16 protein-coding genes and 2 pseudogenes are annotated in these 22,380 nt (G+C 60.5%); 9 read left to right on the top strand and 9 right to left on the bottom strand.

Annotation, left to right across the window (positions count from 1 at the left end; translation table 11 throughout):
- Window positions 1-240: 240 nt before the first annotated feature.
- The 9 genes and pseudogenes from AC1DVF_RS20640 to gap form a co-directional block, all read right to left on the bottom strand.
- Window positions 241-1,590, bottom strand: coding sequence for a CoA transferase (locus tag AC1DVF_RS20640; RefSeq protein ID WP_477783070.1), 1,350 nt, complete (start codon window positions 1,588-1,590; stop codon window positions 241-243).
- A gap of 191 nt (window positions 1,591-1,781) precedes the next feature.
- Window positions 1,782-2,309 (bottom strand): annotated as a pseudogene (locus tag AC1DVF_RS20635) (methyl-accepting chemotaxis protein); the annotation flags it as partial.
- 330 nt (window positions 2,310-2,639) lie between these two features.
- Window positions 2,640-3,647, bottom strand: a pseudogene (locus AC1DVF_RS20630) (methyl-accepting chemotaxis protein); the annotation flags it as partial.
- Window positions 3,648-4,110: 463 nt separating this feature from the next.
- Window positions 4,111-4,521 (bottom strand): YbaN family protein, encoded by a 411-nt coding sequence (locus tag AC1DVF_RS20625; RefSeq protein WP_064119128.1) that lies wholly within the window; start codon window positions 4,519-4,521, stop codon window positions 4,111-4,113.
- A gap of 167 nt (window positions 4,522-4,688) precedes the next feature.
- Window positions 4,689-5,285 carry a biliverdin-producing heme oxygenase gene (locus AC1DVF_RS20620; protein ID WP_093430470.1) on the bottom strand — a complete coding sequence of 199 codons (597 nt, stop codon included), beginning with the start codon at window positions 5,283-5,285 and terminating at the stop codon, window positions 4,689-4,691.
- Between the two features lie 112 nt (window positions 5,286-5,397).
- On the bottom strand, window positions 5,398-7,983 hold the full coding sequence (locus AC1DVF_RS20615) for a TonB-dependent receptor (protein ID WP_477783069.1): 2,586 nt from the start codon (window positions 7,981-7,983) through the stop codon (window positions 5,398-5,400).
- A gap of 122 nt (window positions 7,984-8,105) precedes the next feature.
- Window positions 8,106-9,071 carry a FecR family protein gene (locus AC1DVF_RS20610; protein WP_099756997.1) on the bottom strand — a complete coding sequence of 322 codons (966 nt, stop codon included), beginning with the start codon at window positions 9,069-9,071 and terminating at the stop codon, window positions 8,106-8,108.
- A 125-nt stretch (window positions 9,072-9,196) separates the two neighbouring features.
- On the bottom strand, window positions 9,197-9,715 hold the full coding sequence (locus AC1DVF_RS20605; RefSeq protein WP_093430467.1) for an RNA polymerase sigma factor: 519 nt from the start codon (window positions 9,713-9,715) through the stop codon (window positions 9,197-9,199).
- A gap of 199 nt (window positions 9,716-9,914) precedes the next feature.
- Window positions 9,915-10,916 carry a type I glyceraldehyde-3-phosphate dehydrogenase gene (gap, locus tag AC1DVF_RS20600; RefSeq protein WP_034153396.1) on the bottom strand — a complete coding sequence of 334 codons (1,002 nt, stop codon included), beginning with the start codon at window positions 10,914-10,916 and terminating at the stop codon, window positions 9,915-9,917.
- Window positions 10,917-11,136: 220 nt separating this feature from the next.
- Here gap and edd point away from each other — a divergent pair, with 220 nt between their 5' ends.
- The 9 genes from edd to AC1DVF_RS20555 all read left to right on the top strand — a co-directional run bounded on the left by edd (window position 11,137) and on the right by AC1DVF_RS20555 (window position 22,363).
- Window positions 11,137-12,963, top strand: coding sequence for a phosphogluconate dehydratase (gene edd / locus AC1DVF_RS20595; protein WP_093430466.1), 1,827 nt, complete (start codon window positions 11,137-11,139; stop codon window positions 12,961-12,963).
- Window positions 12,960-13,913 (top strand): glucokinase, encoded by a 954-nt coding sequence (locus AC1DVF_RS20590; RefSeq protein WP_460092004.1) that lies wholly within the window; start codon window positions 12,960-12,962, stop codon window positions 13,911-13,913. Before edd ends, AC1DVF_RS20590 begins: the two co-directional genes overlap by 4 nt.
- Window positions 13,914-14,088: 175 nt before the next feature.
- On the top strand, window positions 14,089-14,820 hold the full coding sequence (locus AC1DVF_RS20585) for a response regulator (protein WP_003227460.1): 732 nt from the start codon (window positions 14,089-14,091) through the stop codon (window positions 14,818-14,820).
- Complete coding sequence (locus tag AC1DVF_RS20580) at window positions 14,810-16,279, top strand: ATP-binding protein (protein WP_093430464.1); 1,470 nt, start codon at window positions 14,810-14,812, stop codon at window positions 16,277-16,279. The genes AC1DVF_RS20585 and AC1DVF_RS20580 overlap by 11 nt, the downstream gene beginning before the upstream one ends.
- 326 nt (window positions 16,280-16,605) lie before the next feature.
- Window positions 16,606-17,865 (top strand): D-mannose isomerase, encoded by a 1,260-nt coding sequence (locus tag AC1DVF_RS20575; protein WP_093430463.1) that lies wholly within the window; start codon window positions 16,606-16,608, stop codon window positions 17,863-17,865.
- A gap of 130 nt (window positions 17,866-17,995) precedes the next feature.
- Entirely contained in the window at window positions 17,996-19,297 is a 1,302-nt protein-coding gene (locus tag AC1DVF_RS20570; protein ID WP_016983700.1) for an ABC transporter substrate-binding protein, read from the top strand.
- Window positions 19,298-19,453: 156 nt separating this feature from the next.
- The gene (locus tag AC1DVF_RS20565) at window positions 19,454-20,362 is read left to right on the top strand and encodes a carbohydrate ABC transporter permease (RefSeq protein ID WP_007917874.1); all 909 of its coding nucleotides are present in this window, start codon (window positions 19,454-19,456) and stop codon (window positions 20,360-20,362) included.
- Window positions 20,355-21,200: a carbohydrate ABC transporter permease gene (locus tag AC1DVF_RS20560; RefSeq protein ID WP_007917872.1), complete on the top strand. Its 846-nt coding sequence runs from the start codon at window positions 20,355-20,357 to the stop codon at window positions 21,198-21,200. Before AC1DVF_RS20565 ends, AC1DVF_RS20560 begins: the two co-directional genes overlap by 8 nt.
- Before the next feature lie 2 nt (window positions 21,201-21,202).
- A complete protein-coding gene (locus AC1DVF_RS20555; RefSeq protein ID WP_038369188.1) occupies window positions 21,203-22,363 on the top strand; it encodes an ABC transporter ATP-binding protein in 1,161 nt (386 codons plus the stop codon).
- Window positions 22,364-22,380: the final 17 nt, after the last annotated feature.

The raw sequence follows: 22,380 nt of genomic DNA, 5'->3' as shown, positions 1-22,380 counted from the left end.
AGACCGAGTCGATTATGGATTCAGCGGCAATCGTTCAAGTCGGTGAATCTCTCGAATATCCCCCAATCAGTCCCTTTTGCCTGAGGGATAGGGGGCCGACCGTGGTGTCTTGCGCTGCCCATCGAGTTGAAAGAMCGAGTTGATCAGGGATTCACCGATATTCGTTCAAGTCGGTGAATCTCTCGAATATCCCCCAATCGGTCCCCTCTCCCTCTGGGAGAGGGTTAGGGTGAGGGGCTTTTAATTCCACCGTGGATGATGCGAACCCAGTTCTGTAGCCGGCAACGCCCACTGAATCGGTGTGCCGCTGATCTTCACCGGTACCTGCAAGCGATGCGCCGGGCCCCACGGGGTCTGTTCCAGAAATGAACCCTGATCCCGCTCATCTTCCGCCCRCAATACCTCACTCGTACCCGGCCCAGATTCAATCAACAATTTCGCCGTCCGCGCCAGCGACAACCGCGCCGAGCCACCGCGACCCGTGTTCAAACGCTCGGTCAACAGGCGGAGCGCACTCGCCGCCAGCAAATACCCGGTCGCATGATCCAGCGCCTGCACCGGCAACGGCGTCGGTTTGTCTGCCTGCTGCCAGCGCTGCCCGGCCTCGGCGATGCCGCTGCTCATCTGCACCAGACTGTCGAAACCTCGGCGGTTCTGCCACGGGCCGCTCCAGCCGTAAGCGTTGAGGCCAACATCGATCAGGCCCGGCGCGATTTGGCGACGGCGCTCAAAGCCGAAACCAAGATTCTCCAGCGCATCGGCGCGGTAACCGTGCAGCAGAATGTCAGCGTCTTTCAACAATCCTTCGAACACCGCACGATCAACCGGATCATGCAGGTTCAGCCGCGCGCAACGTTTGCCGAGGGTCATTTCCGGAACGACACCAGGCTCATTCCAGGTCGGGGAATCGATGCGCAACACGTTGGCGCCAAGGCCTGCGAGAAAACGGCTGGCGGAGGGGCCGGCGAGCACGCGTGTCAGATCCAGCACCTTGATTCCCGCCAACGGTTGCGCCACCGAGCCTTGCCACGCTGGGTTGTTCTCATCCGACGAATCCAGGAAATGCACCAACGGTTCGGCATTCACCGCCAGCCCCTGCGGATGCGTCTGCCACTGCGTCCAACTGCGCATCTCGGCCGCGCAGCCCTTGGCCTCGACCACCGCTTGCTCCAGATCCGTACTCGCCCATTGCGCGACTTTGGCAGCCATCGCTCCACGGTCGGCGCAGGCACCAAGCACGCGTTCAGCGGCGGCGCGGTGATGCGGGGCATTGGTGTGCAGGCGGATCCAGCCGTCGCGAGTCTGATAATCGCCAGCGACGGGATCCCACAGTGGCGGGACTTGCCAGCCGATGGGACGGATTGATGTGGCGAACCAGAACGAGGCCAATCGACGATCGACTTCAACGGCAGGTCGCTGACCGGTCTGCTGCCGGAGCAATTCGCTGACGGCCTGACCGGCCGCGGCGATGCTCGCGCAGGCCAGGTCGGTGACGGCGAATGCCGAAGGCAGGGCGCCGCTGTTGGTGAACGGAATCGGCGTGTGCGACAAGCCGAGTGCGGCTTGAATGGACGTGAGCAGATCAGTCATCGAAGGCCCTCCGGAAGAGAGGGCGATGATAGTGCAAAACAATCTCGAGTCAGATGAAAACGCCAGCGGGTGAACACTCACCACTGTGGGAGCGAGCTTGCTCGCGAAGAGGTCATCACATTCAACATCATCATTGAATGGCAGACCGCATTCGCGAGCAAGCTCGCTCCCACAGGGTTCAACGGTGTGGCTTAGACGCGGAACTGATCCATCAACTTCATCTGCTGACTGGCCAGGGCATTGAGCTGACTGCTGATCGCCGCCGACTCAGTGGCTTGTCCGGTCAGCGTCTCGGTGACGGTGCGAATCGCCGAGACATTGCGATTGACCTCTTCGGCCACCGCACTTTGCTGCTCGGCCGCACTGGCAATCTGCAGGTTCATGTCACTGATCACCGTCACCGCGTCGCTGATCTTGCCCAGTGCATCGACCGCCTGACGAATCTGCCCGGCGTTGTTGTGCGCCTGGGTCTGGCTCGAATGCATGGTCGCGACCACGCCACGCGTTCCCGTCTGAATGCGCTCGATCACGATGCGAATTTCTTCCACCGAATCCTGCGTACGTTTGGCCAGGTTGCGCACCTCGTCGGCAACCACCGCGAAACCACGACCGCTCTCACCGGCACGGGCCGCTTCGATCGCTGCGTTGAGGGCGAGCAGGTTGGTCTGTTCGGCGATGCTGCGGATCACTTCCAGCACCGAGCCGATCTGCTCGCTGTTGACTGCTAACGCTTCAACTTCGGTCACGGCTTTGCTGACTTCGTCGGCCAGTTGATTGATGTCGCGGGTGCTGCGCTCAATGATCGACATGCCATCCCTGGCCGACTGGTCGGCACCTTTCGCGGCATTGGCCGCGTTGGAGGCGCTGTTGGCGACGTCGTGGGCGGTGGCGCTCATTTCGTTTGACGCGGTGGCGACCTGGTCGATCTCGCGGAATTGCACCTGCATGCCTTCACTGGTCTGGCGGGCGATCTCCGAAGACTGGTCGGCGGTGCCGCGTGCTTCGGTGATGCTCTGTTTGATCTGTGCGATGGTCGGTTGCAGCTTGTCGAGGAAGCGGTTGAACCAGTTAACCAGTTCGCCCAGCTCATCCTGCTTGCTGTAGTTCAGGCGTTGGGTCAGATCGCCCTCGCCGCTGGCGATGTTCTTCAGCATCTCGGCAACGCTATTGATCGGCCGGGTGACGCCGGACGCGGTCAGCCAGATCAGCAGCAGACCGACCAGACCGGCGACCACGGCAACCAGCAGCGCAGTGATCACACCGGTTTCCTGAGCATCATCGAGCACTGCTTGCAGCTTGACCGAGTCAGCCAGCAGCACTTGTTTCGGCAGGTCGATGACCACGCCCCAGGCGCGCGAGTTGCCAATCGGATCGACTGGGTAAACGGCGCGAATCAAATCACCTTGTTCAAGAATCTTCGGTGTGCCGCTGCTGACCAGTTGCAGCAGGTCCTTGCCGTCGGCGCCGAGGGTGTCACTGATCTTTTTGCCGACCTTGCTTGCGTCCGAACTGTCGGCAGCGAGCACACCGCTACCGGAGACAATCAACATGTGCCCGGCGTTGTTGAACAGGCTGCGCTGGGAATCCACGGCCGCCGCTTGCAGGGCGTCGAGGGCGATGTCGACACCGACCACGCCGATGGCTTTGCCGTCGACAATCAACGGCACGGAAATGGTCGTCATGAGCATTTCCTTGCCACCGACAGTGTCGGCATACGGATCGAGCAGGCAGGTGCGCTTGTTGTCGCGAGGGCAGGTGTACCAACTGTTGTAGGGCGTGCCACTGACGCTGAGGGTGGTTTTGGTCAGGTCTTCTTCGACCATGATGGTGTTCAGCGAGGCGCCGGCGGCGCGGCTCCAGTAGGTGGCGAAGCGCCCGGCTTCGTTGGATTGGCGGGCGGCGTCGTTGACGAACTCGCTGTCCTTGCCGTCGAGGCCGTTGGGTTCAAAGGCGAGCCAGATGCCGAGCACTTTGTCGTTGCGCTCAAAAGCGGTTTTCAGGCTCAGGTTCAACTCTTCACGCAAGGCGCCGGAGTCCAGCGAACGCTTGGCGGCCATGACACGCATGTCCTTGATCTGATCCGCTACGGCAGTGATCACCGTCAGGCTTTCGCCGAAGGTTTTCTGCACCCGCACCGCTTGTTCGGCGGCTTTGGCTTGCAACAGATTCTGCACACTGGCGGTGAGCAACTGGTTACTGGAGTTGCTGACCAGTTCGTCGTTCTGGTTGGTCTGGTAAATGTTCATGCCGACGATCAGCGCGACCACACCGAGCAGGCACAGGCCGGAGAGCAGGACGATTTTCAGGCGAATGGACAGAGAGTCGAACATGGGGCGATCTCGCGAATGAATAAACGGGTGGCATTCGGGCAGGAGCTACCCGGTTCGCCAAATCCATTCAGCGCCATTCAATGCTCATCGGCGCGGGAGCAGAGGGCATGAGTCGCGTGCCGACGAACGGTCAGCGCTAAACGTTTGCGCAGGGGAAAGTGCTGAAAAGGGGATTAATTACAGGGATGTTTCAGTGTGAAGACGGGTCAGTGCAGACCCGAATGGATTCCGGGCGCGACCAGATCCACAGATTGCCCAGGCTCATTCCGGCAATCGCCAGATAAACCGGCCAGCCGTGATCGAGCATCACCAGCATCAACGTGGCGCACAGCAACATGCTTACCGTGGCGCTGACCTTGGCCTTGCGCGCGATGATCTTGCCGTTGCGCCAGTTGCTGAGGATCGGCCCGAACAGCCGGTGGTTTTCCAGCCAGGCACTCAGGCGCGGCGAGCTGCGGGTTGCGGCCCAGGCGGCGAGAAGGATGAACTCGGTGGTCGGCAGGCCGGGCACGACGATGGCGATCAGGCCGATGCCAAGACTGACGTAGGCCAAGAGGCCGAACAGCACGCGGGCGAGTTTCGAGGAGGCGGGTTGCGGCATGGGCTCGGGATTGCTGTGAGGCGAGATGGGGATTCTACAGACTTGCGCTGTTCCCATGTGGGAGCGAGCTTGCTCGCGAAAGCGGTAGGTCAGTCACATCAGTGTTGAATGTGCCGCCGTCTTCGCGAGCAAGCTCGCTCCCACAGGGTTTTGTGGTGTTTTGGGGATCAGGCCATTTCGGCTTCGGTGGCGTAAGCCTGTTCCAGCAACACGGTGAAGCGGTTGAACGCGTCGATCGCGCCTTGTTCGACTTCGGCTTCTTCTTCGGCAGTGAACTGCAGCGAGTCGAGGGTGCGCACAAAGCTCTTCCAGCCCTCGGCACGGCCACCTTCAGGCTCGCCGAGGTGACGGGCGCCAAAGGTTTCGCTCAGCTCCAGCGCCACGGCGCGTTTGATCAGGAACGCCGCACCGAGCTTCGAACCTTCGGAGACAAAGAGCCAGCCCAGTGCGCGAGCCTTGCTCGGGTTTTTCACCGCGCCCGCCACCGGTGTCGGCACTTCAGTGTCGAGATCGGCGAGGTCAGCCTTGGCCGCTTCGGCGCGGCAACGGGCCGGCAGATCCGGGACGATGGCGGTCAGTTCGGCGTCGTTGTAGAGGTCGACCAGTTCCGATTGAAAGAGGTACTGCGCGACGACAAAACGGGCGAAGTTGGTGCGGGTCTCGAACGGCGCGTGTGCCTTCACCAATGCATCGAGTTTGCTGTGCGGTTCATTGGTGATCTGATTCAAGCGTTGCGAACGCAGGGCTTTTTCCGAAGTGGTCATGACATGTCCTTGATAAAAGAGGCGCTTGATAACGAGACGAACAAGACGCTGTGCAAGCGTAAAAAAAACCTCACGGCGCGGTGCCTGAACACGCGCCGTGAGGTTCGCCGGATCAGATGTCCCAGATCAGATTGATCGCGAAGTTGCGGCCCGGTTGGGTCAGTCGATCGAGGTTGGCCGGCTGTGTCACCGAAGCTTCGCCGACGCTGTCGTAACCGCGCACGTCATCCCACAGCCAGTATTTCTTGTCGGTCAGGTTGTAGATGCCGCCGCTGACGGTGACGTCGTCGGTGACTTTGTAATACCCGGCCAGATCAAGAATGCCGAAGCCCGGGGTTTTGAACTGGCTGCTGACGCCATCCGGCGACTTGAAGTTGCTGTCGTCGACGCGATCCTTTTTCTTCACCACGGTCCAGCTCAGCAGGCCGCCGTAGTTGTCCTGGTCGTAACCCAGACCGAACACGCCGGTCAGCGGGTTGACGCTGTTGATCGGCTCGCCGTTGTCGTTGTTGCGACCGTAGGCGTAGGCAATCGAGCCTTGGGTGTAGAGGCCTTGCGGCGCGCCAAACGCATCCAGGTTCAGGCGACCTTTGACTTCCGCACCCTTGATGGTGGCGTGCTTGATGTTGGCCGACTGGAAGGTCAGCTCGTTGCGTCCCGGGGTCACAGCGTCTTCGTTGATGAAGTCGCGATACTTGTTATAGAACACCGCCACGTCGAACGAGCCGTGTTCGAAGTTGCCGCGCAGACCGGTTTCGTAGCTTTTGCTTTTTTCCGGTTCGAGGTCCGGGTTCGGCGCCACGCTGTAGCCGGTGGTAGTGTTTTCGAAGCGGCCGTACAGGGCTTTCGCGGTCGGGGTGCGGAAGCCTTCAGCGTACTGACCGTACCAGGTGTAGTTCTCGGTCAGGGCGTAGGTCAGGCCGAATTTCGGCGAGACTTTGTGCCAGGTTTTGTTCTCGTCGCTGACTGTGCCTTGGCCATCCGCTGCCACGGTGTTAAGGAACTCCTGGGTGATGTGCGGCTTGAGCTGGGTGTAGTCGTAGCGCAGGCCCGGCAGGAAGGTCCAGTTGTTCCAGCTGATCTGATCCTGAGCGAACACGCTGTAGGTGTTGATGGTCGGGTCCGGGAAGTCGGTGGCTTTGGCCAACACGTCAGCGGTGCTGGTCGCACCGATGGCGCTGCAGCCGCGACCGACGGCCAGGCAAGTGCCGTCGCCGCTGCGCGAACCGGTGACCTTCTGTTGCTTGAGGGTGGTGCCGTAAGTCAGTACGTGATCGGTGTTTCCAATGGCGAACGCCTTGTCCAGTTGGGCATCGAAGACCCATTGTTTCTCTTCGTAAATGGTGTCGCGAGTACGCAGCACCTTACGGGTGATCGGGTAGTAGAACTCGGTGGTGCTCTGGTCGGTCTTGGCGATCTGGTGGTTGAGGCTCCACTTCACGTTGTCGACCAGCAGGCTGTCGAGGGCGAACGAGTGTTCGATGCCGAAACGCTCACGGGTGATGGTGTCGTTGCCGGTGCGCCACTGGTACATGCCGCCGGGCAGCACGCTGTTGGGGATGGTCGGGGCGCCGTTGAAGTACGGGCCGCCGTAAGCACTCTTCTGATCGGTGTCGCGATCATCCTTGTACTTTTCGTAGGTCAGGCCCAGACGCGAATCGTCGTTGTAGTTCCAGCCGATCTTGGCCAGCACGTTGTAGGCGTTGACGTCTTCCGGGTTGGCGGCGGTGCGTTCCAGACCGGTGCCGTTGTTGCTGCCGTAGGAATCGGTCTCGTGACCGTCGCGCTGGCTGTAGTGCAGCAAGCCGTCGAACTGGTCGGCACGGCCGGCGACGGTGGCGGACTTCAGCCAGCTGTCATCGGCGGAGCTGTAACCGCTTTTCAGGCGCGCACCGACGTCTTTGCCCGGCTTGATGATGTCGTCGGCATCAAGGGTGTAGTAGCTGACGGCGCCGCCGATGGCGTTGCTGCCGTACAGCACCGAGGCCGGGCCACGGAGAATTTCCACGCGCTTGACGATTTCCGGGTCAACGTAATTGCGCTGGGTCTTGGCATACGGGCCGTTGAAAAAACCATCCGGGACTTCGACGCCATCCACCTGAGTCAGGATGCGGTCGCCGTCGATGCCGCGAATGTTATAGCCGCTGATACCGCCACGCTGACCGGCGCCGCCGACGGAAACACCCGGTTCGTAGCGGACCAGATCCTTGATGGTGTTGACGTTGTTGCGGTCCAGATCCTGACGGGTCTGCACGGTGACGGTGGCCGGCACACTGTTGACCGACTGCTCCTGACGGGTGGCGCTGATGGTCACCTGATCGAGATTGAGCGTGCCGCTGGCGTTGCGCTTTTCCAGCACGACGTTGTTGTTGCTGATTTTGCGGAAGCTCAGGTTGGTCCCCACCAACAGGCGCTCCAGGGCTTTTTCGGGTGGCAACGAGCCACGCACGCCCGGCGACGACACGCCCTGACCCAGTTCTGCCGGCAAGCCAACCTGCCAACCGGTCACGGCGGTGAAGGCATTGAGGGCCGACACCAGTGGCTGCTGGCCGATGGAGAATGAGTAATCGCCCATGTTGCGCGTCGGTTGCTCGGTGGCAGCCATCAGCGGTGCAGTGCCGGCCATCAGGATGGCAGCGGTCAGCAGCGACAGCACGCGGGAAGGGGAGGAGGTCTGGCGGGTTAGGCGTGAGGACATCGATAGCGCTCCGTGTCGCACGAATCTTTATAGGGGCTGATTGGCTTCGCGTGTTGCGAATCAATTGCATTGGCTATAACGAGACGTACTGACGTTGGCTATCGAGTAAAAATAATTCTCATTTAGTTCAGGATGACCAAGGCGGGGAATTCTTTCAGTTGCGCCGAGGTGATGTGCGCGAGGGAACGGACCACGTCGAGCGGCTGGTCGAGTCGGTAATTGCCGGTTACGGCGACGTCGGCCAACTGCTCGTTGGTGTTGATGATCCAGCCCGGATAGTAGCGGCGCAATTCGGCCAGCACCTGATTCAACGGGCAGTTCTCGAACACCAGTCGGCCTTGGACCCAGGCCAGGTCCGTGTTGGCATCGAGTTTGGCCGGGCGGTCGAAACCGTTGGGGCCGATGCGGATGCTCTCACCGGCAGTCAGACGCACGCGGGCGTCGTTGTGCGTGGCGCGCAAATCGACGTCGCCGCGCTGCACATTGACCTGCGCGACGCCATCGAGATAACGCACGGCGAACGCGGTATCGCGCACGCTGGCGGTGACCGGGCCGGCATCGATTTCCAGCGGTTGACTGCGGCCGCTGGCGATCTCGAAAAACGCTTCGCCCTGAAACAACCGGGCAACACGCTGTTGATCGTTGATGGTGCTGGAAAATGCCGAATTGGTATTGAGCAGGACTTTCGAGCCGTCCTCCAATTGCAGACGCTGGCGCTCGCCAACCACCGTGAGGTGATCGGCCTGAAGGCGCATCGGCAAATTGCTGAAACTGAACAAACCGAGGATCAGCACGGCGGCAGTGGCCAGTGGTTTCCAGTGCGGACGCAGACGCTTGAGAAAAGTGACCTTCGCAGGTTTGGCCGCCAGGCTTTGCGCGCATTGGGCGACTTGCGGGCCATCCCAGATCGCCTGGGCCTTGGCGAACGCTTCGGCATTCAACGGATCGGCCGCCAGCCAGGCATGAAATTGCCGGGTCTGCTCCTCGTCCGGGCTGCCGAGCACGATGAGCCAGTCCAGAGCCTGGTCCATTGCGTTGGCAGCGTCCTGCACCGAATCCGGCGAAGGCGAGCGGTGGGTGTCCGTCACGGTGTTTCCTCGGCAGTGTCTGCGCACGGCTGTTTTTTTAAGTGAAGCGTAAAAGTCGGGCAAGGGTAACAAAGCCCGATGATCCGTGCAGTCGATCCTGGCACTTACAGAAAAGGCCTACGACCTCAGTCGCCATTCAGACGCTCGGCGACGCCGATGCAAATGCTCATGATCAGCTTCAGTTCCTTTTGCACGGTGCTGAGGGAAACGTTCAGTTCATCGGCGATTTCCTGATAACTGTTTCCGTGCAAACGGCTGAGGATGAAAATCTGTTGCTGGCGGGGGCTGAGTTGACTGAGGCTCACGTTCAGGCGCTCCAGCATCTGTTCGGCGTGGGCGGCGTCTTCGGCGCTGCTGGCAGGGGCGGCGACGCTGTGCACGACATCCTGCGGCACGTCATCGACCATGGTTCGCGAATGGATCTTGCGCGCACGCAAGTGATCCAGCGCCAGATTGCGCGCGGTCTGGAAGACAAAAGGTTCGAGGTGATCGATGGCCCGCTCGCTCAACGCCCGCGTCACACGCAGGTAGGTCTCCTGCAACAGGTCTTCAGCGGTGCTGTGATTGTTGACCATCCGTTCCAGCGTACGCAGCAAGGATGTGCGCTGGGTGAGGAAAACGTGGTTGAAGCGCGATTGACTCACGGGAGGACCTGATCGATTTCAAGCGAATGATAATGCTTATCATCTAGTTGAATGGTCAAGTGTTGATTTCAAATTGAAATCGAAACCCTGTGGGAGCGAGCTTGCTCGCAAAGGTTAGTGTCAGCCAATTCAACTAGCGACTGACCCACCGCTTTCGCGAGCAAGCTCGCTCCCACAGGGATAGGGGGATTACTTGAGATTACTCGGCGTTACACAACGCCAGGCAGTTATCCAGCATGCGGTTGGAGAAGCCCCACTCGTTGTCATACCAGGCCAGCACTTTCAGCAGTTTGCCGCTGGACTTGGTGTGGTTGGCGTCGAAGATCGACGACAGCGGATTGTGGTTGAAGTCGCTGGACACCAGCGGCAGGGTGTTGAAGCCGAGAATCTTCGAATGTTGGCTCGCAGCTTTCATCAGCGCGTTGACTTCCTCGGCGCTGGCTTCTTTTTTCAGCTGCACGGTCAGGTCCACCAGCGACACATTGATCACCGGCACCCGCACGGCCATGCCGGTCAATTTGCCCGCCAGTTCCGGCAGCACCAGGCCCACGGCTTCAGCAGCGCCGGTCTTGCTCGGGATCATGTTTTGCGTGGCCGAACGCGCGCGGTACGGGTCGGTGTGATAGACGTCAGTGAGGTTCTGATCGTTGGTGTAGGCGTGAATGGTGGTCATCAGACCGCTTTCGATCCCCAGCTCGCGGTGCAGCACTTGCGCCACTGGCGCCAGGCAGTTGGTGGTGCACGAAGCGTTGGAGATGATCTGGTGCGACTGGCGCAGAATGTCGTGGTTCACACCATATACAACCGTGGCGTCGGCACCTTTGGCCGGCGCCGAGATAATCACTTTGCGCGCGCCGGCAGTAATATGCGCGGCCGCTTTGGCGCGATCGGTAAAGAGACCGGTGCATTCGAACACCACATCAATCTTTTCCGCCGCCCATGGCAATTCGGCCGGGTTGCGAATCGCGCTGACCGCAATGCGGTCGCCGTTGACGGTCAGACTTTCGTTGTCATGCTCGACCTGAGCGTCGAACGTGCCGTGAACGGTGTCGTATTTGAGCAGATGAGCATTGATCGAGCTGTCGCCCAGATCATTGATGGCGACGATCTGCAGATCCTGTCGATAGCCTTGGGTATACAGTGCGCGCAGGACATTACGGCCGATGCGGCCAAAACCATTGATTGCGATTCGAAGAGTCATGGAACAGCGCCGCCGTCGTTTTGTTGTTGGAATTACAAGATTATTCGCATAAAAATAGAAAACAAGCCTTTTTAGTGGCAATATTTTGTTTTATCTACAACGAGTGACCTGAATCAACTGGTCCGAATGGTCAAAAAAGCCGTCTGTCATTCCAACAACAACGGCGTTTGATCAGCATAGACAATCAGGTCGCCACATCCGTTAGCCTGGAGTTCTACACATGCATCCCCGCGTCCTTGAGGTCACCGAACGGCTTATCGCCCGCAGCCGCGCCACGCGTCAGGCTTACCTTGCACTGATTCGCGGCGCCGCCACCGACGGGCCGATGCGCGGCAAGCTGCAATGCGCCAACTTCGCCCACGGCGTGGCCGGTTGCGGCAGCGAAGACAAGCACAGCCTGCGGATGATGAACTCGGCGAACATCGCCATTGTTTCTTCGTATAACGACATGCTCTCGGCGCACCAGCCGTACGAAGTGTTCCCGGAACAAATCAAGAATGCCCTGCGCGAAATCGGCTCGGTCGGCCAGTTCGCTGGCGGTACGCCGGCGATGTGCGACGGCGTGACCCAAGGCGAGCCGGGCATGGAACTGAGCCTGCCGAGTCGCGAAGTGATCGCCATGTCGACCGCCGTGGCGCTGTCGCACAACATGTTCGACGGCGCACTGATGCTCGGCATCTGCGACAAGATCGTGCCGGGCCTGATGATGGGGTCGCTGCGTTTCGGTCACCTGCCGACGATTTTCGTCCCGGGTGGGCCGATGGTCTCGGGGATTTCCAACAAGGAAAAAGCCGACGTGCGGCAGAAGTACGCCGAAGGCAAAGCCACCCGCGAAGAGCTGCTGGAATCGGAGATGAAGTCCTACCACAGCCCGGGTACCTGCACCTTCTACGGCACCGCCAACACCAACCAGTTGCTGATGGAAGTCATGGGCCTGCACTTGCCGGGCGCCTCTTTCGTCAACCCGAACACGCCGCTGCGTGATGCGCTGACCCGTGAAGCCGCGCACCAAGTGACGCGTCTGACCAAACAAAATGGCAACTTCATGCCGATCGGTGAAATCGTCGACGAGAAGTCTCTGGTCAACTCGATTGTTGCGCTGCACGCCACCGGCGGCTCGACCAACCACACCCTGCACATGCCGGCCATCGCCATGGCGGCGGGCATTCAACTGACCTGGCAGGACATGGCCGACCTCTCCGAAGTCGTGCCGACCCTGAGCCACGTTTACCCGAACGGCAAAGCCGACATCAACCACTTCCAGGCAGCGGGCGGCATGTCGTTCCTGATCCGCGAACTGCTCGGCGCCGGCCTGCTGCACGAAGACGTCAACACCGTACTCGGCCACGGCTTGAGCCAGTACACCAAAGAGCCGTTCCTCGATAACGGCCAGTTGGTATGGCGCGAAGGCCCGACGGACAGCCTCGACGAAAACATCCTGCGTCCAGTGGCGCGTGCGTTCTCGGCGGAGGGTGGTCTGCGCGTAATGGAGGGCAACCTCGGTCGCGGTGTGATGAAGGTTTCTGCGGTCGCGTTGGAAAACCAGATCGTCGAAGCGCCAGCCATGGTGTTCCAGGATCAGCAGGACTTGGCCGATGCATTCAAGGCCGGTTTGCTGGAGAAGGATTTTGTCGCCGTGATGCGCTTCCAGGGCCCGCGTTCCAATGGCATGCCGGAGCTGCACAAGATGACGCCGTTCCTCGGCGTGCTGCAGGATCGCGGCTTCAAAGTCGCGTTGGTGACGGACGGGCGGATGTCCGGCGCCTCGGGGAAAATCCCCGCAGCGATTCACGTCAGCCCGGAAGCTTATGTCGGTGGCGCTTTGGCGCGCGTGCAAGAGGGCGATATCATCCGCGTCGATGGCGTCAAAGGCACCTTGGAACTGAAGGTCGACGCCGCCGAATTTGCAGCGCGCGAACCCGCCAAAGGCCTATTGGGCAACAACATCGGCAGCGGGCGCGAACTGTTTGGCTTCATGCGCATGGCCTTCAGCTCGGCGGAGCAGGGCGCCAGCGCCTTCACTTCTGCCCTGGAGACGCTTAATTGAAACTGGCTTTGGTCGGTGACATCGGAGGCACCAACGCGCGGTTTGCGTTGTGGAAAAACCAGCAACTGGAATCGGTTCAGGTGCTGGCCACGGCCGACCATGCCAGCCCGGAGGAGGCAATCAGCCTCTATCTGAGCGGGCTCGGTCTGGCGCCGGGTTCGATCGGTTCGGTGTGCTTGTCCGTGGCAGGTCCGGTCAGTGGTGATGAATTCAAATTCACCAACAATCACTGGCGCTTGAGTCGCACAGCGTTCTGCAAAACCTTGCAGGTCGAGCAGTTGTTGCTGGTCAACGACTTCTCGGCGATGGCGCTGGGCATGACCCGTTTGCAGCCCGGCGAATTCCGCGTGGTCTGCGAGGGCACGCCGGAGCCGTTGCGCCCGGCGGTGGTGATCGGCCCGGGCACTGGCCTTGGCGTCGGCACCTTGCTCGATCTTGGCGAGGGCCGTTTCGCGGCGTTGCCGGGTGAGGGCGGGCATGTTGATCTGCCGTTGAGCAGCCCGCGTGAAACGCAGCTGTGGCAGCACATCCACAACGAAATCGGCCATGTCAGCGCGGAAACTGCGTTGAGCGGCGGCGGTTTGCCACGGGTTTACCGGGCGATCTGTGCGGTCGATGGGCATGAGCCAACGCTTGATACGCCGGAAGCGATCACGGCAGCTGGTCTGGCAGGTGATCCGATTGCTCTGGAAGTGCTGGAGCAGTTCTGCTGCTGGCTCGGCCGTGTGGCCGGCAACAACGTGCTGACTACCGGGGGCCGAGGTGGGGTTTACATCGTTGGTGGTGTCATTCCCCGGTTTGCCGATTTCTTCCTCGAAAGCGGTTTTGCCCGCAGCTTTGCTGACAAAGGCTGCATGAGCGATTACTTCAAAGGCATCCCGGTGTGGCTGGTGACAGCGCCGTATTCCGGACTGATGGGCGCGGGTGTGGCTCTGGAACAGGCAGGCTGAAGCGTGAGATCGTTCCCATGCTCCGCGTGGGAATGCAGCCCGTGACGCTCCGCGTCACTGGACGCGGAGCGTCCCCAGAGGCATTCCCACGCAGAGCGTGGGAACGATCAGCGTGGGAACGATCGGTTCATCAGGCATAATCCGCCCCAATTCCAACAACAAGGATGCCTTCGAAGTGAGCTCAGTCAACAAGTCGATATTGTTGGTCGATGACGACCAGGAAATACGCGAGTTGCTGGAAACCTACCTGACCCGCGCCGGGTTTCAGGTACGGGCCACCGCCGACGGTGCCAGTTTCCGCCAGGCCCTCAACGAGGCGCCGAGCGATCTGGTGATCCTCGATGTCATGCTGCCCGACGAAGACGGCTTCAGCCTGTGCCGTTGGGTGCGTCAGCATCCGCGTCAGGCGCAGGTGCCGATCATCATGCTCACCGCCAGTTCCGACGAAGCCGACCGCGTGATCGGTCTGGAACTCGGCGCCGACGACTACCTCGGCAAACCCTTCAGCCCCCGCGAACTGCAAGCGCGCATCAAGGCATTGCTGCGTCGTGCGCAATTCGGTCAGGAGCGCAGCGGCAGTGACGTGCTGGCCTTCGACGAGTGGCGGCTGGACATGGTCAGTCACCGGCTGTTTCACACCGACGGCGAGGAAGTGATTCTCTCCGGTGCCGACTTCGCCCTGCTGAAACTGTTCCTCGATCACCCGCAGGAAATCCTCGACCGCGACACCATCGGCAACGCCACCCGTGGTCGCGATTTGATGCCGCTCGATCGCATCGTCGACATGGCCGTCAGCCGTTTGCGCCAACGCCTGCGCGACACCGAGAAACCGCCACGACTGATTCGCACGGTGCGCGGCAGCGGCTACCAACTGGCAGCCAACGTGGTTGCCGGCAATGGCCACTGAGTCGCTGCGCAAATTCGCCGCCAAAGTGCCGATGCCGCGCTCGCTGCTCGGGCGGATGTTGCTGCTGACGTTGCTCGCGGTGCTGTTCGCGCAGACCTTGTCGAGCGTGATCTGGGTCTCGCAACTGCGCGCTACGCAGCTCGAAGGCCTGGTCACCAGCGCCCGCAGCCTCGCCCATTCGATGACCGCCAGCGTCAGTTACTTCCGCTCGTTGCCGGTGGCTTATCGGCCATTGGTGCTCGACCAATTGCGCAGCATGGGCGGCACGCGATTCGTGGTGACGCTCAACGATAAGCCGTTGGGCATGGACGTGCTGCCGGTGACGCCGCGTAAAGCGGCGGTGATGAAAGCGGTCGACGAAGTGCTGCGTCAGACGCTCGGTAATGACACGGATATTTCGGTGACCTTTGTCAGCCCCGAAGATCTGCGGATTTTCAACGCCGGGCTGAAGCTTGATGAGCTGCCGCGCTCTTGGGCGCATTACGCGTTGACTCTGGAACCGGTGAACCCACCCGTGCTGGTCACGCAGATTCAAATGGCCCCGGGCGAATGGTTGTACATCGCCTCGCTGTTGCCGGAGCCGTACACCAGTCTTGAAGAGCAAGGCCTGCCGTCGCAGCAGGTGTGGTTCATCGTCCTCACCAGCGGATTCCTGCTGCTGTTTATCGGCCTGCTGGTGCATTGGCAGAGCCGGCCGCTCAAGCGTCTGGCGCGGGCGGCGCGGGATTTGTCGCTGGGTGCCGACGTCGAGCCCGTGGCCGAGGGCGGCGGCAGTGAAGTGGTGGAAGTGGGGCGCGCGTTCAACACCATGCGCGAGCGCATCAGCCGTTACCTGACCGAGCGCAGCCAGTTGTTCAGCGCGATCTCCCATGACCTGCGCACGCCGATTACCCGATTGCGCTTGCGCGTCGAATTGCTTGAAGACGAACAGCTGCAGGCCAAGTTCGGCCGTGATCTGGATGAGTTGGAACTGCTGGTCAAAGGCGCGCTGCAATGTGTGAAGGACACCGACATCCACGAGAACATCGAGCCGGTGGACTTGAACCACGTGCTCGACTGTCTGGTGGAGCCGTATCTGGCGCCGCACGGCAATGGCCGCGTGACGCAGCAGGGCAAGGCGCTGGCGGCTTATCCGGGCAAACCGCTGGCGTTGAAGCGCTGCATCGGTAACCTGATCGACAATGCGTTGAAGTACGGGCAAAACGCGCATTTGCACATCGACGACGATGAGCGCGCGTTTGTTCTGCATGTCGACGATGAAGGGCCGGGTGTTCCAGAGCAGCGGCTGGAGCAAGTGTTCGAACCGCACTTCCGTCTGGCGGGGCAGCAGCAGGGTTATGGCTTGGGGTTGGGCATCGCGCGCAATATTGCCCACAGCCATGGTGGGGAAGTGACGCTGCAGAATCTGCGTGAGGGTGGGTTGCGGGTGACCCTGCAACTGCCGCGTTCGGCGGATTGAGTCAAAGGCTTTCCCTCACCCTAGCCCTCCCGAAACGTCGGACCGCCCGTAGGGAGAGGGGACCGATCGCGTTGTTCATTCGAATTGCGCCGACCTGATGCATTGAGTCGATTATGGATTCGGTACAGCTCTTTCAGGTCGGCGCAACTCTTCAGCATTCTGCGATCGGCCCCCTCTCCCTACGGGCGGTCCGACGTTTCGGGAGGGCTGGGGTGAGGGTCGCTCTTTGTCACCGCTCAGTGACAAACCCCGCCCCCTTCGTTACAAGACCTCCCCAGCCCGTTGTTTAGACTCCCCCGCAGTCATAACAACAAAAAAGGCCACCCATGGATCTCTTCCAACCCGGCTTCAGCAGTTGGCTGAACGCCCCTGCCCACCAGCAATGGCTCGCCGCCGAAGGCCTGCGCCTGCTGGATTTCGCCAAGGCATCGAAACTGCCTGAAGGCTTCGGCAACCTCGACGAACGCGGCCGTCTGCCAGCGAACGCACAAGCCGAAACCATGAACACCGCGCGCATGACCCACAGCTTCGCCATGGCTCACATTCAGGGCCTGCCGGGTTTCGCCGAGCTGGTCGATCACGGCATCGCCGCCCTGCGCGGGCCGTTGCGTGACGCCCTGCACGGTGGCTGGTTTGCGGTCGCCGAACACCGCGATGACAACACCGGCAAGAACGCCTACCTGCATGCCTTTGTCGCACTCGCCGCCAGCTCTGCGGTGGTCGCACAACGTCCTGGCGCCCAGGCGTTGCTGGATGACGCCGTCGACATCATCGACACGTATTTCTGGAGCGAAGAAGAGGGCGCCATGCGCGAATTCTTCAATCGCGACTGGAGTGAAGAAGAAGCCTATCGCGGCGCCAACAGCAACATGCACGCGACCGAAGCGTTCCTCGCGCTGGCCGATGTCACTGAAGATCCGCGCTGGTTGATTCGCGCGCAACGTATCGTCGAACGCGTTATTCACGGGCACGCCGCCGCCAACGGTTACATGGTCATCGAGCACTTCGACCGCGACTGGCAGCCGCTACGCGAATACAACCACGACAATCCCGCCGACGGCTTCCGCCCTTACGGCACCACGCCGGGCCACGGTTTCGAATGGGCGCGGCTGCTGCTGCACCTCGAAGCGGCGCGGGTGCAAGCCGGCATGCTCACGCCCGGTTGGCTCGCCACCGATGCGCAAAAACTGTTCGAGAACAATTGCCGCAACGGTTGGGATGTCGATGGTCTGCCGGGCATCGTCTACACCCTCGACTGGGACAACAAAGCCGTCGTTCGCCATCGCCTGCACTGGACACACGCCGAGGCCAGCGCCGCTGCCAGTGCTTTGCTCAAACGCACGGGTGATGCGCAATACGAAACCTGGTACCGGCTGTTCTGGGAATTCTGCGAAGTGAATTTCATCGACCGTTGCAACGGTAGCTGGCACCACGAACTCAACCCGCAAAACCTGCCAAGTGCCGATATCTGGCCGGGCAAACCCGATCTGTATCACGCCTGGCAAGCCGTGCTGATCCCTCGTCTACCCTTGTCACCGAGTATGGCAACGGCTCTGGCGCAGTTGTCCCAGAGCGTTGTCATGTGACCAATCATGTAACCATGTAGTGACATTCGCGCGTCCCTTCGTTACCTGCGAAGGGAAACGTCCTGTTTAAACTCCTGTGCAGCGCAAGCACCAGACTTGCATGCATAACAACAAGAAAGGTACATCTCAGATGAATGCGATTTCTCGCCTCGCTACTGTCATTTCTGTCGCCTCCCTGTTCCCGCTCGCAATTCTGCCTCTCAGTGTTTCCGCTGCCGAATCCAAAGGTTCGGTCGAAGTCGTGCACTGGTGGACGTCCGGTGGCGAAAAAGCTGCCGTTGATGTGCTCAAGGCCCAAGTCGAAAAAGACGGTTTCACCTGGAAAGACGGCGCTGTCGCCGGTGGTGGCGGTGCAACGGCCATGACCGTGCTGAAAAGTCGCGCAGTCGCCGGCAACCCGCCTGGCGTTGCCCAGATCAAAGGCCCGGACATCCAGGAATGGGCGTCGACCGGTCTGCTCGACACTGACGTGTTGAAAGACGTCGCCAAGTCGGAAAAGTGGGACAGCCTGCTCGACAAGAAAGTCTCCGATACCGTGAAGTACGACGGTGATTACGTGGCCGTGCCGGTGAACATTCACCGTGTGAACTGGCTGTGGATCAACCCGGAAGTGTTCAAGAAAGCCGGGATCACCAAGAACCCGACCACCCTCGAAGAATTCTATGCCGCTGGCGACAAGCTGAAGGCTGCGGGCTTCATCCCGCTGGCCCACGGCGGTCAGCCTTGGCAGGACAGCACCGTGTTCGAAGCCGTGGTGCTTTCGGTCATGGGTGTCGATGGTTACAAGAAAGCCCTGGTTGATCTGGACAACGCCGCGCTGACCGGCCCGGAAATGGTCAAGGCACTGACCGAGCTGAAGAAAGTCGCGACCTACATGGACGCTGACGGCAAAGGTCAGGACTGGAACCTGGAAGCGGCCAAGGTCATCAACGGCAAGGCCGGCATGCAGATCATGGGTGACTGGGCCAAGTCCGAATGGACCGCCGCCAAGAAAGTCGCCGGCAAGGATTACGAGTGCGTAGCCTTCCCGGGCACCGACAAGGCGTTCACCTACAACATCGACTCGCTGGCCGTGTTCAAGCAGAAGGACGCAGGCACTGCGGCCGGTCAGCAGGACATCGCCAAAGTCGTGCTGGGTGAAAACTTCCAGAAAGTCTTCAGCATCAACAAAGGCTCGATCCCGGTGCGCAACGACATGTTGAACAACATGGACAAGCTCGGTTTCGACTCCTGCGCACAGACTGCTGCCAAAGACTTCCTGGCGGACGCCAAGTCCGGCGGCCTGCAGCCAAGCATGGCGCACAACATGGCGACCACGCTGGCGGTGCAAGGCGCGTTCTTTGATGTGGTGACCAACTACATCAACGACCCGAAAGCCGACCCGGCCGACACCGCCAAGAAACTGGGCGCAGCGATCAAGTCGTCCAAATAAGCGTCGGTAGCGCAGGCTTCTCCTGTGGGAGCGAGCCTGCTCGCGAAGGCGTCGTGTCAGTTGCTCCATCCGTCGACTGACACACCGTTTTCGCGAGCAGGCTCGCTCCCACAAGGGATCTCACTGTAGTTTTTATTCCCTGTACTGGATTTCCCCATGAGTTCTGTTGCTGTGTTCAGCAAGGCCTCGCCGTTCGATGCATTGCAACGCTGGCTACCCAAACTGGTGCTGGCGCCGAGCATGTTCATCGTACTGGTGGGCTTCTATGGCTACATCCTGTGGACGTTCGTGCTGTCGTTCACCACCTCGACGTTCCTGCCCAACTACAAATGGGCCGGTCTGGCGCAATACGCGCGGTTGTTCGACAACGATCGCTGGTGGGTCGCGAGCAAGAACCTCGCAGTTTTCGGCGGCATGTTCATCGGCATCACCTTGGTGATTGGCGTGTTGCTGGCGGTGTTCCTCGACCAGCGCATCCGTCGCGAAGGCTTTATCCGCACCATTTACCTGTACCCGATGGCGCTCTCGATGATCGTTACCGGTACCGCCTGGAAATGGCTGCTCAACCCGGGCATGGGCCTGGACAAATTATTGCGTGACTGGGGCTGGGAAGGCTTCCGTCTGGACTGGCTGATCGACCCGGATCGCGTGGTTTACTGCCTGGTGATCGCCGCTGTCTGGCAAGCCTCGGGCTTCATCATGGCGATGTTCCTCGCCGGCCTGCGTGGCGTTGATCAATCGATTATCCGCGCTGCACAGATCGATGGCGCGAGCATGCCGACGATCTACTGGAAAGTGGTGCTGCCAAGCCTGCGTCCGGTGTTCTTCAGTGCAGTGATGATTCTGGCGCACATCGCGATCAAGAGCTTCGACCTGGTCGCGGCGATGACCGCTGGTGGCCCGGGTTATTCCTCCGACCTGCCGGCGATGTTCATGTATTCCTTCACCTTCAGTCGCGGCCAGATGGGCATGGGCTCGGCCAGTGCGATTCTGATGCTCGGTGCGATCCTCGCGATCATCGTGCCTTACCTGTATTCCGAGCTGAGGACCAAGCGCAATGACTAGTCTCGCCGCCAAACCTGCTATCAGCCTGAGTCGCATCGCGATCTACGCGGTGCTGATCCTCGCCGTACTGCTTTATCTGGTGCCGCTGGTGGTCATGTTGCTGACCAGCTTCAAGACCCCGGAAGACATCAGCACCGGCAACCTGCTGAGTTGGCCGACCGTGGTCAGCGGCATTGGCTGGGTCAAGGCCTGGGCCACGGTTGACGGTTACTTCTGGAATTCGATCAAGATCACCGTTCCGGCCGTAATCATCTCCACCGCCATCGGTGCATTGAACGGTTATGTGCTGTCGTTCTGGCGCTTCCGTGGTTCGCAGTTGTTCTTCGGTCTGCTGTTGTTCGGCTGCTTCCTGCCGTTCCAGACCGTGCTGCTGCCGGCCTCGTTCACCCTCGGCAAGATGGGCCTGGCGAGCACCACCACCGGTCTGGTGTTTATCCACGTGGTTTACGGTCTGGCGTTCACCACGCTGTTCTTCCGTAACTATTACGTGAGCATTCCGGATGCGCTGGTGAAAGCCGCACGCCTCGACGGCGCAGGTTTCTTCACGATTTTCCGCCGCATCATTCTGCCGATGTCGACGCCGATCATCATGGTCTGCCTGATCTGGCAGTTCACCCAGATCTGGAACGACTTCCTGTTCGGTGTGGTGTTCTCCAGCGGTGATTCGCAACCGATCACGGTGGCGCTGAACAACCTGGTCAACACCAGCACCGGCGCCAAGGAATACAACGTTGATATGGCAGCGGCGATGATCGCCGGCCTGCCGACCCTGCTGGTCTATGTGGTCGCAGGCAAGTATTTCGTGCGCGGGCTGACAGCCGGCGCAGTCAAGGGGTAATCATGGCAACGCTCGAACTTCGCAACGTCAACAAGACCTACGGTGCCGGCCTGCCGGACACCCTGAAGAACATCGAACTGTCGATCAAGGACGGTGAATTCCTGATCCTCGTCGGCCCGTCGGGCTGCGGCAAGTCGACCCTGATGAACTGCATCGCCGGTCTGGAAACCATCACCGGCGGCGCGATCATGATCGGCGATCAGGACGTCAGCGGCATGAGCCCGAAGGATCGCGACATCGCCATGGTGTTCCAGTCCTACGCGCTGTACCCGACCATGAGCGTGCGCGAGAACATCGAATTCGGTCTGAAGATCCGCAAGATGCCGCAGTCGGCGATCGACGAAGAAGTCGCGCGCGTCGCCAAGCTGTTGCAGATCGAACACCTGCTGAACCGTAAGCCGGGTCAACTTTCCGGTGGTCAGCAACAGCGTGTAGCGATGGGCCGTGCCCTGGCGCGGCGACCGAAGATTTATCTGTTCGACGAACCACTGTCCAACCTCGACGCCAAGCTGCGCGTCGAGATGCGCACCGAAATGAAACTGATGCACCAACGCCTGAAAACCACCACGGTCTACGTGACCCACGACCAGATCGAAGCGATGACTCTGGGCGACAAGGTGGCGGTGATGAAGGACGGCATCATTCAACAGTTCGGCACGCCAAAAGAGATCTATAACGACCCGGCCAACCTGTTCGTGGCGAGCTTCATCGGTTCGCCGCCGATGAACTTCATCCCGCTGCGTCTGCAGCGCAAGGACGGTCGTCTGCTGGCGCTGCTCGACAGCGGTCAGGCGCGTTGCGAGCTGCCGATGAGCATGCAGGACGCCGGGCTCGAAGATCGCGAAGTGATCCTCGGTCTGCGTCCTGAACAGATCGTTTTGGCGAACGGCGAGGGCAATGGCTTGCCGAGCATTCGCGCCGAAGTACAGGTGACCGAGCCGACCGGTCCGGACACCCTGGTGTTCGTCAACCTCAATGACACCAAAGTCTGCTGCCGTCTGGCGCCGGATGTGGCACCGCAGGTGGGCGAGAACCTGACGCTGCAATTCGATCCATCGAAAGTGCTGTTGTTTGATGCCAACACCGGTGAGCGCCTCGGCACTGCCGGTCAACCACAGACCGATGCGCGGTCTGCGAACGTCGCCCAGTTCAAGGGGCGCTGAGGAACAGTGTAGGAGTG

It is taken from the genome of Pseudomonas sp. P4_D7, from assembly GCF_056401755.1.
Note: the sequence above shows the minus strand (reverse complement) of the source record. Positions and strands in the feature narration are given on the sequence as shown.